The organism is Pseudomonas sp. NY5710, assembly GCF_013305665.1.
GTDB lineage: Bacteria > Pseudomonadota > Gammaproteobacteria > Pseudomonadales > Pseudomonadaceae > Aquipseudomonas > Aquipseudomonas juntendi.
The window spans coordinates 3398879-3413240 of sequence record NZ_CP045554.1 but is presented as its reverse complement, the minus strand read 5'-3'; the positions used below and the strand labels follow the sequence as shown (position 1 = coordinate 3413240).

Annotated in this window: 10 protein-coding genes and 1 pseudogene; 4 read left to right on the top strand and 7 right to left on the bottom strand. The window is 62.4% G+C overall.

What is annotated here, in order from left to right; all coding sequences use genetic code 11:
* Positions 1 to 97: 97 nt before the first annotated feature.
* From GEV39_RS15600 to GEV39_RS26555, 3 genes and pseudogenes are all read left to right on the top strand, one after another.
* Positions 98 to 1879, top strand: a complete 1782-nt coding sequence (locus GEV39_RS15600; protein WP_173890234.1) for a sensor domain-containing phosphodiesterase — start codon at positions 98 to 100, stop codon at positions 1877 to 1879.
* A gap of 37 nt (positions 1880 to 1916) precedes the next feature.
* A pseudogene (locus GEV39_RS26560) lies at positions 1917 to 2492 on the top strand (PAS domain-containing protein); the annotation flags it as partial.
* Between the two features lie 30 nt (positions 2493 to 2522).
* Positions 2523 to 3026 (top strand): methyl-accepting chemotaxis protein, encoded by a 504-nt coding sequence (locus GEV39_RS26555; RefSeq protein ID WP_502708017.1) that lies wholly within the window; start codon positions 2523 to 2525, stop codon positions 3024 to 3026.
* A gap of 50 nt (positions 3027 to 3076) precedes the next feature.
* Here GEV39_RS26555 and GEV39_RS15590 read toward each other — a convergent pair whose 3' ends face one another.
* From GEV39_RS15590 to gloB, 7 genes are all read right to left on the bottom strand, one after another.
* The gene (locus GEV39_RS15590) at positions 3077 to 4684 is read right to left on the bottom strand and encodes an ABC transporter ATP-binding protein (protein WP_173890230.1); all 1608 of its coding nucleotides are present in this window, start codon (positions 4682 to 4684) and stop codon (positions 3077 to 3079) included.
* A 1-nt stretch (position 4685) separates the two neighbouring features.
* Positions 4686 to 5705 (bottom strand): ABC transporter permease, encoded by a 1020-nt coding sequence (locus GEV39_RS15585; protein WP_029886648.1) that lies wholly within the window; start codon positions 5703 to 5705, stop codon positions 4686 to 4688.
* Between the two features lies 1 nt (position 5706).
* Entirely contained in the window at positions 5707 to 6780 is a 1074-nt protein-coding gene (locus GEV39_RS15580) for a microcin C ABC transporter permease YejB (RefSeq protein ID WP_009686399.1), read from the bottom strand.
* A 1-nt stretch (position 6781) separates the two neighbouring features.
* Positions 6782 to 8617, bottom strand: coding sequence for an extracellular solute-binding protein (locus GEV39_RS15575; protein WP_173890228.1), 1836 nt, complete (start codon positions 8615 to 8617; stop codon positions 6782 to 6784).
* Positions 8614 to 10443 (bottom strand): extracellular solute-binding protein, encoded by a 1830-nt coding sequence (locus GEV39_RS15570; protein WP_218581693.1) that lies wholly within the window; start codon positions 10441 to 10443, stop codon positions 8614 to 8616. The genes GEV39_RS15575 and GEV39_RS15570 overlap by 4 nt, the downstream gene beginning before the upstream one ends.
* Positions 10444 to 11188: 745 nt before the next feature.
* On the bottom strand, positions 11189 to 12619 hold the full coding sequence (locus tag GEV39_RS15565) for a lytic transglycosylase domain-containing protein (RefSeq protein WP_173890226.1): 1431 nt from the start codon (positions 12617 to 12619) through the stop codon (positions 11189 to 11191).
* A 100-nt stretch (positions 12620 to 12719) separates the two neighbouring features.
* Positions 12720 to 13499: a hydroxyacylglutathione hydrolase gene (gloB, locus tag GEV39_RS15560; RefSeq protein ID WP_173890224.1), complete on the bottom strand. Its 780-nt coding sequence runs from the start codon at positions 13497 to 13499 to the stop codon at positions 12720 to 12722.
* Between the two features lie 85 nt (positions 13500 to 13584).
* Between gloB and GEV39_RS15555 the strand changes: the two genes are divergently transcribed.
* Positions 13585 to 14358 carry a class I SAM-dependent methyltransferase gene (locus tag GEV39_RS15555; RefSeq protein WP_173890222.1) on the top strand — a complete coding sequence of 258 codons (774 nt, stop codon included), beginning with the start codon at positions 13585 to 13587 and terminating at the stop codon, positions 14356 to 14358.
* Positions 14359 to 14362 lie beyond the last annotated feature (4 nt).

The window sequence follows — 14362 nt, the reverse complement described above, 5'->3', positions numbered from 1 at the left end:
TACGAATAGTTGTACAAAAATTTCTCTCTGTACAAGTATTGATGTAGCGTAGTGCTATTACTCTATGCTTGGGTCCGCGTGGGACAGGTGAGATGTCATGAAAGTTGCCCCCGTTCCGACCAATGAACCCGACCGTTTGGCGAAGATCGCCGAATGGTGCGTATTGCACCAGCCGCAGAGCTGCGAACTTACTGCGCTGGTCGAGATGGCCCGCCGCTACTTTTCCATGCCGATCTGCCTGGTTTCGATCGTAGGGGAGTGTGAGCAATGGTTCACGGCCAAGGCCGGGCTGGCCGCCGATGCCACCCCACGGGATGTTTCGTTCTGTGCACACACCATTTTGCAGGCGCAGCCACTGGAAGTGCTGGACGCTGCCCTGGATCCGCGTTTTGCCGACAACCCTCTGGTCACGGGTGAGCCCGGCATTCGCTATTATTGCGGGGCCCCGCTGCTGGTCGACAGCCGGGTGGCCATCGGCAGTTTCTGCATCATTGATACCGCCCCTCGGCCCGCCCTCGATGAGGCGCAACGGTCGATGCTGACATCCTTCAGCGAAATGGCCATGCACATCATCGCCGGCATGCGTCGCAACAATTTTCACGACCAGGCCACCGGCCTGTTCAACCGCCTAAAGCTCGAATGTGATGTGGTAGCGGGCCTGGACCGCGGCAAGTCGCTGACCCTGCTGGCGGTGGACATCATGGCCGCCGAGGCCCTCAGCGATATCATCCGCGGCCTGGGTTACAACTTCGCCCACGACCTGACGTTGCAGGCCAAGGCGCGCATCGCCAGCCAGTTGGATAACGGCCTGTCGTTGTACAAGATCAGCCCCACCCGCTTCGGTGTGCTGCTGGAAGACGCAGACGACGTAGAGCCGTTGTGCGAACGGATTGTCGACGCCCTTCAGGCGCCTGCGCAATGCCACCAGATTCCGGTGTTGCTGGACGCCGGTATCGGCATTGCCCCTATCACGCAGCAGGGCGAAGACCGTGACGGCATGGAGTGGATGCGCCGGGCAGTTGCGGCAGCAGATACCGCGCGGCGCAGGCCTGGCCGGCATGGGTGGTACGAGCCGGAAGTGGACGCTGCGCAACGCCGGGCGTTCCTGTTGCTGGCGTCGTTGACCCAGGCGCTGCAGAGCGACGATGAACTGAGCCTGCACCTGCAACCGCGGATCGAGCTGCCTTCGGGCCGATGCTGTTCTGCCGAAGCCTTGCTGCGCTGGCGCCACCCGTTGCTGGGCGAGGTGGCCCCGGCAGAGTTCATTCCTTTGGCTGAAAAAACCGCGCTCATGACCAGCCTCAGCCTTTGGGTGATGCGCGCAGCCTTGCGCGTGCTGGCCTGTACCCGGGACCTGGATTTCAGTCTCAGCTTCAACGTCACCGCGCGCGACCTGGAAAGCGCAGGGTTCATGGATGCACTGCTGCACAGCTTGCAGGCCCAGGCCATCGAGCCGCAGCGGGTACAGCTCGAGTTCACCGAGAGTGTCTTGATCGAACAGCCCGAAGAAGTGCTGCAGCAACTGCTGCGCGCGCACCAGGCAGGCATCGTCATTGCCATCGATGACTTCGGCACGGGCTACAGCAACTGGGTTTACCTGACGCAAATCCCCGCCAGCATCGTCAAGCTCGACAGGTCGCTGGTACACCGCGCCGCTTCGGGCACGCGTGAAGCATTGTTGGTCCAGTCGGTGGCAGGGCTGGCCAACGAACTGGGCTATCAGGTGGCCGCCGAGGGGATCGAGACCGCCGAACAGCTGGTCCAGGCCTGTGCCTGGGGCTGCGTTGAAGCGCAGGGCTATTTCATCGCCAGACCGATGCCTGTAGCCGTTTTCAAGGCGTGGTTTCACGACACTCAACAGAAAGTGTCTGTCGCTTGATTTCCATTCATGATGCATAACATCGCAGGTCTTATTGATGTTTAATCGCCACCTCAAAACTGCACTGGCAGCGCAACAGGCCGAGCTCGTGCAACTGCGTCAGCGCCTGGCCGAACTCGAGCAGGGTCCCATGCTGCGCCTGGACGCGCAGAACCGTATCGCGGAGTGCACCGCGGGTTTTGCCCAGGCACTCGGCGCCGCGCCGGGCGATGTCGTGGGCATGCCCCTGCAACAGTGGCTGGCCGCGCCTGGGCTGGAAAGCCAGGCGTTGCTCGAGGCCTTGCTGCGTTCCACGGCGATGATCCAGTTCGGCCTGGACGGCAGGGTGCAGGCTGCCAACCCGATGTTTCTCGCCGCCATGGGCTACCGCCTGGAGCAGCTGGTCGGCCAACATCATCGAATCTTCTGTGATGCCAAGGAAACCGCCAGTGCCGAATATACGGCGTTTTGGCGCACGCTCAATGCTGGCCGGTACGTGACCGGGCGATTCCGGCGTATTGACAGCCAAGGGCGCGAGATCTGGCTGGAGGCCAGCTACAACCCGGTCCATGATGCCAGCGGCAAGCTGGTGAAAGTGGTCAAGTTCGCCACGGTCGTGACCGCCCAGGTCGAGCGTGAACAGGCGGTAAGGCAGGCGGCCAACATGGCGCTGGACATTTCCCGGCGCACGGACGCCAGCGCCAGCGATGGTGTCACGGTGATGCAGGGCATGCAGCAGGCCATGCAAAACGTGGCGAGCCAATTACACTGCGCCGGCGATACCATCGCTGCCCTGGGTCAACAGTCGACGGTCATCAGTACGATCGTGCAGACCATTGGGGCCATTGCGTCGCAGACCAACCTGCTGGCCCTGAATGCCGCGATCGAAGCTGCGCGCGCCGGCGACCAGGGGCGCGGCTTCGCCGTGGTGGCCGATGAAGTGCGCAAGCTGGCCGGGCGCACCAGCACCGCCACGGCCGAGATCGATGCGGTGGTCGCGCACAATCACCTGCTGGCTAACCAGGCGGTCAGCGAGGTTGAGCGCAGCCGCCAGGAGGCGGCCAACGCGGTGGATTTTGTTACCCAGGCGAGTACGGCCATAGGCGGTATTCAGACCGGTGCCAGGCAAGTGGTGGCGGCCGTTGGGCGGGTGAGCGAAGACCTGTAGCCAGGCAGCGGGCAACTCGCCGCCCAGGCTCGCATCACCCCAGGGCGGCTTCACGAAGGCTCCACCTCCAGAAACGCCGCCTCCAATAGCTGCCGGGTATACGGATGCTGCGGTGCATGGAAGATTGCCTGGGCATCCCCTTGTTCAACCACCTGCCCATGCTTGATCACCATCAACTGATGGCTCAGTGCCCTGACCACCGCCAGGTCATGGCTGATGAACAGGTAAGTGAGGTTGTATTTTTGCTGCAGATTACGCAGCAACTCCACCACCTGGCGCTGCACCGTGCGGTCCAGCGCCGAGGTTGGCTCATCCAGTAGAATCAGCGCCGGCTTGAGCACCAGTGCCCGGGCGATGGCAATGCGCTGGCGCTGCCCACCCGAAAACTCATGCGGATAGCGGTGCCGGGTACCCGGGTCGAGCCCAACCTCCTCCAGCGCCGCAATGATGGCCGCTTCCTGCTCCTGGGCATTGCCGATACCGTGAATGCGCAAGCCTTCCCCAACGATGTCTGCCACGCACATGCGCGGGCTGAGGCTGCCGAAGGGGTCCTGGAAGACCACCTGCATCTCGCGCCGTAACGGGCGCACGGCTTTCTGGTTCATCCCCTGCAGGTCTTGCCCATGGAAGCGGATACCCCCCTGGCTGGCAATCAGCCGCAGGATCGCCAGGCCCAATGTCGACTTGCCCGACCCGGACTCCCCGACGATGCCCAGCGTTTGCCCCTGCGGCAAACTGAAGTTGACCCCGTTCACTGCCTTGACATGGTCGACGGTACGCCGCAGCAGGCCCTTCTTGATCGGGAACCAGACCTTGAGCTCATCGACTTGCAGCAGCGGCGCGCCTACCGGGTTATGCGCCGGCAGCCCGCTGGGCTCGGCATTGATCAGCATCTGCGTGTAGGGGTGTTGCGGCGCGCTGAACAGGGTCGCGCAGTCAGCCTGCTCGACAATCTGCCCGCGCTGCATCACGCACACGCGGTGGGCAATGCGCCGCACCAGGTTCAGGTCATGGCTGATCAGCAGCAGCGCCATGCCCAGGCGTGCCTGCAGTTCCTTGAGCAGGTCGAGAATTTTCAGCTGCACGGTCACATCCAGCGCCGTGGTCGGTTCGTCGGCAATCAGCAGTTCCGGCTCGTTGGCCAAGGCCATGGCGATCATCACCCGCTGGCGTTGCCCGCCGGACAGCTCGTGGGGCAGGGCCTTGAGGCGTTTGCGTGGCTCCGGGATGCCGACCATTTCCAGCAGCTCCAGGGTGCGCGCAGTGGCTTGCTTGCCGGTCAGGCCCTTGTGCAGCAGAAGGATTTCGTTGATCTGCTTTTCGATGCAGTGCAGCGGGTTCAGCGACGTCATCGGCTCCTGGAAGATCATCGCAATGCGGTTGCCGCGAATGCGCTGCAGGGTTTTTTCGTTCTGCTGCAGCAAGTCCTTGCCTTCATGGTGGATGCTGCCGCGGGGGTGCTGGGCCAAGGGGTAGGGCAGCAGGCGCAGGATCGAGTGCGCTGTCACCGACTTGCCCGAGCCGCTTTCACCGACCAGCGCCAGCGTCTCGCCTTTGCGGATGTCGAAACTGATGCCATCGACCACCCGGTTGACTTGGTCGCCGGTTACAAACTCGACGACCAGGTCGCGCACTTCGATCAGGTTCTGTTCACTCATGTCACTTCCTCGGGTCGAAGGCGTCGCGGGCGGATTCGCCGATGAATACCAGCAGGCTCAGCATCAGCGCCAGCACCGCAAAGGCGCTGATGCCCAGCCAGGGTGCCTGCAGGTTGGACTTGCCCTGGGCCACCAGCTCGCCCAGCGAGGGCGAACCGGCGGGCAGGCCGAAGCCGAGGAAGTCCAGGGCCGTGAGGGTACCGATGGCGCCGGTGAGAATGAACGGCATGAAGGTCATGGTCGAGATCATGGCGTTGGGCAGGATGTGCCGGTACATGATTGCGCCATTGCGCATGCCCAGGGCTCGGGCGGCACGCACGTACTCCAGGTTGCGGCCGCGCAGGAACTCGGCGCGTACCACGTCGACCAGGCTCATCCAGGAAAACAACAGCATGATGCCCAGCAGCCACCAGAAGTTCGGCTGCACGAAGCTGGCAAGAATGATCAGCAGGTACAGCACCGGCAGCCCCGACCAGATTTCCAGAAAGCGTTGCCCGGCCAGGTCGACCCAACCGCCATAAAAGCCCTGCAAGGCGCCGGCGAGGACGCCGATGATGGAGCTGGCCACGGTCAGGGTCAGGGCGAACAGCACCGATATGCGGAAGCCGTAGATCACCCGCGCCAGCACATCGCGGCCTTGGTCGTCGGTGCCTAGCCAGTTGTCCGCCGAGGGCGGTGCCGGGGCCGGAACGCGCAGGTCGTAGTTGATGCTCTGGTAGCTGAACGGGATCGGCGCCCACAGCACGAAGCTGTCTTTCTTGGCCAGCAGCTCGCGGATGTAGGGGCTCTTGTAGTTGGCTTCCAGCGGGAATTCGCCGCCGAACGTGGTTTCCGGGTAGCGCTTGAAGGCGGGGAAGTACCACTGGCCGTCGTAGCGCACGGCAATCGGTTTGTCGTTGGCGATCAGTTCGGCACCTAGGCTGAGGCCGAACAGGATCAGGAACAGCCACAGCGACCACCAGCCACGGCGGTTGGCCTTGAAGCGCTCGAAGCGTCGTCGGTTGAGGGGGGACAAGGCCATGTCAGTGCTCCCGGCTGGCAAAGTCGATGCGTGGATCGACCAGGGTGTAGGTCAGGTCGCCGATCAGTTTCACCACCAGCCCCAGCAGGGTGAAGATGAACAGGGTGCCGAAGACCACCGGGTAGTCGCGGTTGATGGCCGCCTCGAAGCTCATCAGGCCCAGGCCGTCGAGGCTGAAGATCACCTCGATCAGCAGGGAGCCGGTGAAGAAGATACCGATGAACGCCGAAGGGAAGCCGGCAATCACCAGCAGCATGGCGTTGCGGAACACATGGCCATACAGCACCCGTGGCCGGCTCAGGCCTTTGGCCTTGGCGGTCACCACGTATTGTTTGTTGATTTCGTCGAGGAAGCTGTTCTTGGTCAACAAGGTCATGGTGGCGAAGTTGCCGATGACCAGCGCGGTGATCGGCAGCACCAGGTGCCAGAAGTAGTCCAGCACCTTGCCGGTGGTGCTCAGCTCGTCGAAGTTGTTGGAGGTGAGGCCGCGCAGCGGGAACCAGTCGAAGTAGCTGCCGCCGGCGAACAGCACGATCAGCAGGATGGCGAACAGGAAGGCGGGGATCGCATAGCCGACGATGATCGCCGAGCTGGTCCACACGTCGAAGTGGCTACCATGGCGTACCGCCTTGGCGATGCCCAGCGGGATCGACACCAGGTACATGATCAGGGTGCTCCACAGCCCCAGCGAGATCGACACCGGCATCTTTTCGATGATCAGGTCGATGACCTTGGCATCGCGGAAGAAGCTGTCGCCGAAGTCCAGTCGGGCGTAGTTCTTGATCATGATCCACAGGCGCTCGGGCGGCGATTTGTCGAACCCGTACATGCGCTCGATTTCGGCGATCAGCGCCGGGTCCAGGCCTTGGGCTCCACGGTAGTTGGAGCCCGCCACGGACACCTCGGCGCCGCCGCCGGCGATGCGGCTGGTGGCGCCCTCGAAGCCTTCGAGCTTGGCGATCATCTGTTCGACCGGGCCACCGGGGGCAGCCTGGACGATGATGAAGTTGATGATGAGGATGCCGAACAGGGTCGGGATGATCAGCAGCAGGCGGCGCAGGATGTAGGCCAGCATCTCAGTTGGCCTCGTCCGCAGGGGTTGCGCTGACGGCCGGGCTTACCCCGGGCTTGATCCACCAGGTGTCGATGCCGATGTCGTACTTGGGCGACACTTTCGGGTGCCCGATGTGGTTCCAGTAGGCTACCCGCCAGGTCTTGATGTGCCAGTTGGGAATCACGTAGTAGCCCCACAGCAATACCCGGTCGAGGGCGCGGCAATGGTCGATCAGGCTCTGACGCGAGTCGGCATTGATCAGCTGGTCGACCAGTTGGTCGATGGCCGGGTCGCGCAGGCCAATGAAGTTGCGGCTGCCGGGGTTGTCGGCGGCGGCACTGGACCAGAATTCGCGCTGCTCGTTGCCGGGCGAGTTGGACTGCGGATAGCCGCCGACGATCATGTCGAAATCGCGCGAGCGCAGGCGGGTGATGTACTGCGAAACATCGACCCGGCGGATGTTCAGCTCGATACCCAGGTCAGCCAGGTTGCGCTTGAACGGCAGCAGGATGCGTTCGAACTCGGTCTGCGCCAGCAGGAACTCGATGCTTACCGGCTTGCCCTGGGCATCGACCATCTTGTCGTCGACGATCTTCCAGCCGGCCTCCTGCAGCAGCTTGTAGGCCTGGCGCTGCTGCTCGCGGATCATGCCGCTGCCGTCGCTGACCGGGTTGTGGAAGGCCTCGGTGAACACCTGGTCGGGTACTTTGCCGCGCAGCGGCTCAAGGATCTTCAGTTCGCTGGCGCTGGGCAAGCCACGGGCGGCCATTTCCGAGTTTTCGAAGTAACTGCCGGTACGGGTGTAGGCACCGTTGAACAGTTGCTTGTTGGTCCATTCGTAGTCCAGCAGCAGGCTCAAGGCGTGGCGTACGCGCACATCCTGGAATACCGGCCGGCGGATGTTGAAAATGAAGCCCTGCATGCCAGTGGGGTTGCCGTTGGGCAGCTCTTCCTTGATCAGCCGGCCCTCGCGCACGGCGGGCACGTCGTAGGCGGTGGCCCAGTTTTTCGCGCTGACTTCCAGGCCATAGTCGAACGCCCCGGCCTTGAGCGCTTGCAGGGCTACGGTAGTGTCACGGTAGGAGTCGAAGGTCATGACATCAAAGTTGTAGAACCCGCGGTTGATCGGCAGGTCCTTGGCCCAGTAGTCCTTGACCCGCTCGTAGCGCACCGAGCGCCCGGCCTTGACCTCGGCCACCTTGTACGGGCCGCTGCCCAGTGGAATTTCCAGGTTGCCGCGGTTGAAGTCGCGGTTTTCGTACCAGTGCTTGGGCAGCACCGGCAACTGGCCGAGGATCAGCGGCAGCTCACGGTTGTTCTGGTGCTTGAACTTGAACAGCACTTTCAACGGGTCTTCGGCGACCACCTCGGCGACGTCGGCGTAGTACTGGCGATACAGCGGCGCACCATCCTTGATCAGGGCGTTGAAGGTAAACACCACGTCGTCGGCACGCATGGGGTGGCCATCGTGGAAACGTGCCTCCGGGCGCAGGTAGAAGCGCACCCAGCTGTTGTCCGGGGCTTTCTCGATCTTGCCGGCGACCAGACCATATTCGGTGAAGGGTTCGTCCTGGCTCTGGCGCATCAGGGTGTCGTAGATGATGCTGATGTTTTCGGCCGGCACGCCCTTGTTGATGAACGGGTTGAGGCTGTCGAACCCGCCGAAACTGGACTGGCGGAAGGTGCCACCCTTGGGCGCCTCGGGGTTCACGTAGTCGAAGTGCTTGAAGTCGGCAGGGTATTTGGGCGGCTCGTCGTACAGGGTGAGCGCATGTTGCGGTGCGGCCAGGGCGGGAAGGCTCAGGCAGGCGAGCAACAGGCTGCCAGCCAGCCGGCGCAGGCGGTGCGTTGGCATCATTGGGCTTTCTCCGAAGTCTTTATCCACCAGCTGTTCAGCCCAAGGGTATAGGGCGGTGTGGTGACGAAGGCGAACCGGTTGCGGTAGGCCAGGCGATGGTTGTCCAGGTACCAATTGGGGATCATGTAGTACTGCCATGAGAGGACACGGTCCAGGGCGCGGGCGGCAGCCACCTGGTCGTCGCGGGTGCGTGCGGCCAACAGGGTATCGAGCAGGTGGTCGACCACTGGGTCCTTGACCCCCGCATAGTTCTTGCTGCCCTTGGTGCCGGCCTGGCTCGAATGGAAGTACAACCACTGTTCCAGGCCGGGGCTCAGGGTCTGATTGAGGGTCATCAGAATCATGTCGAAATCGAACTGGTCCAGGCGTTGTTTGTACTGGGCACGGTCCACGGTGCGCAAGCGCGCATCGATACCGATGATGGACAGATTTTCGACATAAGGTTGCAGGATGCGTTCAAGGTTGGGGTTTACCAGCAACAGCTCCATGCGCAACTGCTGGCCTTTGCTGTCGACCAGGCGCTGGCCGTTCAGCTTCCACCCCGCCTCGGCGAGCAGGGCCAGTGCCTGGCGCAAGGTTTCGCGGCTGACGCCACGGCCGGCGGTGTGGCTGACCTGGTACGGTTCGCTGAACAGTTTGGCGGGTAACTGGCCACGCAATGGCGCCAGCAGCAGCCATTCCTTGCCGGTGGGCACACCGCTGGCGGCGAACTCACTGTTGGGGTAGTAGCTGGTCGAGCGCCGGTAGGCGTTGCTGAACAGTGCGCGGTTGGTCCACTCGAAGTCGAGCATCAGCCCCAGTGCCTGGCGTACCCGCGGGTCGCTGAAGGTCGCCCGGCGGCTGTTCATGAACAGGCCCTGGGTTTGCGTGGGGATGCGGTGCGGGATCTGCGCCTTGATCACCTCGCCACGGCGCACGGCCGGGAAGTTGTAGCCGTTGGCCCAGTTTTTCGCCTGGTGTTCGATATAGATGTCGAATTCACCGGCTTTGAACGCTTCAAAGGCCACCGTGGCATCACGGTAGAATTCGTACTCCACGCGATCGAAGTTGTACTTGCCTCGGTTGACGGCCAGGTCCTTGCCCCAGTAACGCTTGACGCGCTCGAACACCAGCCGGCGCCCTGGCTGCACCTCGGTGATGCGGTACGGGCCACTGCCCAATGGCGGCTCGAAGGTAGTGGCCTTGAAGTCACGGTGCTGCCAGTAGTGCTTGGGCAGCACTGGCATCTCGCCCAGGCGCAGGATTAGCAATGGGTTGCCAGCGCGCTTGAACACGAAGCGGATGCGCAGCGGGCCGAGGATGTCGACCCGCTGCACCTCCTGGAGGTTGGTGCGGTAGATCGGGTGGCCGTCCTTGAGCAACGTGCGGTAGGAGAAGGCCACGTCTGCCGAGGTGATCGGCTTGCCGTCATGCCAGCGGGCTTCCGGGCGCAGGTTGAACACCACCCAGCTACGGTCCTCGCTGTATTCCACCGAGCGGGCAATCAGGCCGTAGCTGGAGGTGGGCTCGTCGCCGGACGGGTCGTATTGGCCGGTACCGATCATCAGCGGCTCGTTGAGCTCGCTGATGCCGTACTGCTGGAAGTTGGGCGTGGTAACCGGGCTCGACCCCTTGAAGGTATAGGGGTTGAGGGTGTCGAAGGTGCCAAAGGCCATCGCCCGCAATGTACCGCCTTTGGGCGCTTGCGGGTTGACCCAGTCGAAGTGGGTGAACGTGGCTGGGTACTTGAGCGTGCCGAACTGCGCGTATCCGTGGCTTTCGCTCACCATCGCGACTGCGGGAAAGCTCAAGGCCAGGCTGATTGACAGCAGGAGGGGACGTATCAAGTCGGCATCCGATCCAGAGGCGTTGGGCTTTTGTCGGCGTACAGTAACAGCTTGGGGGGGTGGGAAAAAGAGAGCGGCAAGCTTCAAGCTTCAAGCTTCAAGCTGCAAGCTGCAAGCTGCAAGAAAAAGCGGCGGTGTACGCGAATTGCTTTTTTCTTGCTGCTTGTAGCTTTCAGCTTGAGGCTTTCGGTGCCCGGGGAAAAGAGAGCGGCAAGCTTCAAGCTTCAAGCTGCAAGAAAAAGCGGCGGTGTACGCGAATTGCTTTTTTCTTGCTGCTTGTAGCTTTCAGCTTGAGGCTTTCAATGCCCGGGGAAAAGAGAGCGGCAAGCTTCAAGCTTCAAGCTGCAAGAAAAAGCGGCGGTGTACGCGAATTGCTTTTTTCTTGCTGCTTGTAGCTTTCAGCTTGAGGCTTTCGGTGCCCGGGGAAAAGAGAGCGGCAAGCTTCAAGCTTCAAGCTGCAAGAAAAAGCGGCGGTGTACGCGAATTGCTTTTTTCTTGCTGCTTGTAGCTTTCAGCTTGAGGCTTTCAATGCCCGGGGAAAAGAGAGCGGCAAGCTTCAAGCTTCAAGCTGCAAGAAAAAGCGGCGGTGTACGCGAATTGCTTTTTTTCTTGCTGCTTGTAGCTTTCAGCTTGAGGCTTTCAATGCCCGGGGAAAAGAGAGCGGCAAGCTTCAAGCTTCAAGCTGCAAGAAAAAGCGGCGATGTACGCGAATTGCTTTTTTCTTGCTGCTTGCAGCTTGCGACTTTCAATGCCCGACGTAGACGGTCAGGGTCTGCCCGGGCTTGAGGGCATGACCACTGCGCGGGTTCCAGCGCTTGAGGTGCTTCATTTCCACGTTGAAGCGCTTGGCCACCAGGTACAGCGAATCACCTTTGCGAACCTTGTACTGGGTGGAGCGCTTTGCAGAGGCGGCTACCCGGTTGCCAGCAGCGCTTGGTGCATTGCCACCGCGCAGCGCCAGTACCTGGCCGGCACGCAGGTTGTTGCCAGACAGACGGTTCCAGCGCTTGATGTCCTTGACCGAAACGCGGTTGGCCTTGGCGATGGCACCGAGGTTGTCACCCCGCTTGACCCGGTAGCTACGTGTGGCCATCGGTGCCTTGGCTTCTGCCACGGCGCGGGCGAATGCGGCTTTTGGCGGTTGCAGGCTGACCAGTTGCTCGGGGTTGAGGTTGGACAGGCTGGCACTAAGCAGCTGTGCTTTGGCGGTCGGCACCAGCAGCTGTTTCGGGCCATCGACGGTCATGCGTTTCTTGAACGCAGGGTTGAGCTGGATCAGCTCGTCCTCGTCGATGTTGGCGAAGGCGGCGACCCGGGTCAGGTCCAAGCGTTCGTTGATCGCCACTGCTTCGAAGTACGGTTCGTTGGCGATCGGGGTGAGATTGACGCCATAGGCTTCAGGCGTGGACACCACCTGCGACAGCGCCAGCAACTTGGGTACGTAGTCACGGGTTTCCTGCGGCAGTGGCAGGTTCCAGTAGTCGGTCGGCAGGCCAAGCTTCTCGTTGCGCTCGATGGCGCGGCTGACCGTGCCTTCGCCGGCGTTGTAGGCGGCCAGGGCCAGCAGCCAGTCGCCGTTGAACATGTCATGCAGGCGGGTCAGGTAGTCCAGCGCAGCATTGGTCGAGGCGGTGATGTCGCGGCGGCCGTCATAGAAATTGGTCTGCCGCAGGTTGAAGTGGCGACCGGTTGCCGGCATGAACTGCCACATGCCTGCGGCGCTGGCCCGCGAATACGCCATCGGGTTGTAGGCGCTTTCGATGGCTGGCAGCAGCGCCAGCTCCAGGGGCATGTCACGCTCCTCGAGACGCTCGACGATGTAGTGCAGGTACAGGCTGCCGCGCTCGCCGGCGCTTTCGATGAAGGTGGGGTTGCTGGCGAACCACAGGCGCTGCTGCTCGATGCGCGGGTTGACGTCGATGCTGTCCTGCAGGGCAAAGCCCTGGCGCATGCGCTCCCACACGTCCTGTGGCGCCTGCTCGGCCGGCTTGACCAGCAGCGGCGCGGGCTTGTGCTTGATCCGCGCCTGGTAGTTGTGCGCGCGAACGCTATCGGATTCGTCGAGCTGACGGGTGCTCTGGCAACCCACCAGAGTGGCGGCCAGAGCCAGCGCACTGATTTGGGCCAGGCGCGTCAGGGCGACTGAATGAGAGGTTCTGCGGCTACGGGAAGACATCGGCTGAGACAGGTATCCGGGCAAAAAATTTCGGCGATTCTAGAAACCGCTCCGGGCCGGGTCAACCGTTGAACACACATTGCGATATATCTTGCGGTTATCAGAAGGTGTCTTTCCAAGACCTCAAGGCAGCAAAAACAGCGACATGCGTAGCGTTTGAATGTCCCTTCCATTCGTCTGCTTTTTGTTTAACTAATGTTTCAGAGGTGCGCAAAAAAGGGTTGGTCAGGCGCTCCAGGCCAATCGTTGACGGCAAGGTGATGCGCTTCTCGGCGCGCAACCGGGTCACCTCGTCGAAGCGCTGCTGCACATGCGGGTTGTCAGGCTCGACGGCCCTGGCGAAGCGCAGGTTGGCAAGCGTGTATTCATGGGCGCAGTACACCTGCGTGTGCGCGGGCAGAGCCGCCAGGCGGGCCAGGGCGGGTTGCATCTGCTCGGGAGTGCCCTCGAACATGCGCCCGCAACCGGCCGCGAACAGGGTATCGCCGCTGAACAGGAGCGGGGTTGCCGGCTGCTCACTGAAGAAAGCGATATGGCCCAGGGTGTGGCCGGGCACCGCCAGCACCTGGAACACCACGCCCAGCACTTTAACCTCGGCGCCCCCGTCCAGCGCCAGGTCACGGCAGGGAATCTGTTCGTTGGCCGGGCCACAGACCCGTGCGCCGGTCAGTTGCTTGAGCCGTGCCACGCCGCCGACGTGGTCGTTGTGGTGGTGGGTAATGAGGATGTCGCTCAGCGCCCAGCCGGGATTGGCGGCCAGCCAACGCTCCACCGGGCCGGCGTCGCCGGGGTCGACCACCGCACAACGGCGTTTGGCAGTATCCTGTAACAACCAGATGTAGTTGTCGGAGAAAGCGGGAAGAGCATCGATCTGTATCATGGTGCGGATCCGATTCACCTAGCGTGGCACATGAAGGCATCTTAGCCGCGATGGCGCGGTGGGAGAACCTTCGAGGGAGATCGCAATGACCGACCAAGCCTTTGCCCAGGCCGATCCGGACTGGGTCGAGCTGATCAGCCTGGCCCGTGAGTGGTTCAATGGCCCACTCGGCCAACTGATGCTCAAGGAAGAAGACCAACTGCTGGAAGAAGAGCTGGGGCGCTTTTTTGGCGGTTACCTGGTGCATTACGGGCCCTGCGCCGAAGCACCGCCCAAGGCGCCCCAGGTGCAGCGCAATGTGCGCCTGGGTGCGCCGTTGCCGGGGGTTGAAATTGTCTGCGAGGAACAGGCCTGGCCGCTCAGCGAGCATGCTGCCGACGTGGTGGTGCTGCAGCATGGCCTGGACTTCTGCCTGTCGCCGCATGGCCTGCTGCGCGAGGCAGCCAGTGCCGTGCGCCCGGGTGGGCACTTGCTGATCGTGGGCATCAACCCGTGGAGCAGTTGGGGCATGCGTCATTTCTTCAGCCATGGCGCCTTGCGCAAGGCGCGCTGCATCTCGCCGTCGCGGGTTGGCGACTGGCTCAACCTGCTGGGCTTCGCGCTGGAGAAACGCCGCTTCGGGTGCTATCGTCCGCCGCTTGCCTCACCCGCCTGGCAGCAGCGCCTGCAAGGCTGGGAGCGGCTGGCCGGCGGCTGGCAAGGCTCCGGTGGTGGGGTATACCTGCTGGTGGCGCGCAAGATGGTGGTCGGGCTGCGGCCATTGCGTCAGCAGCGCCGCGAACCCATGGGCAAGCTGCTGCCGCTGCCGCTGGCCAAGGTCAACCGCACGGCAGCCAACCCTGAAACTGACAAGCACTGAATTC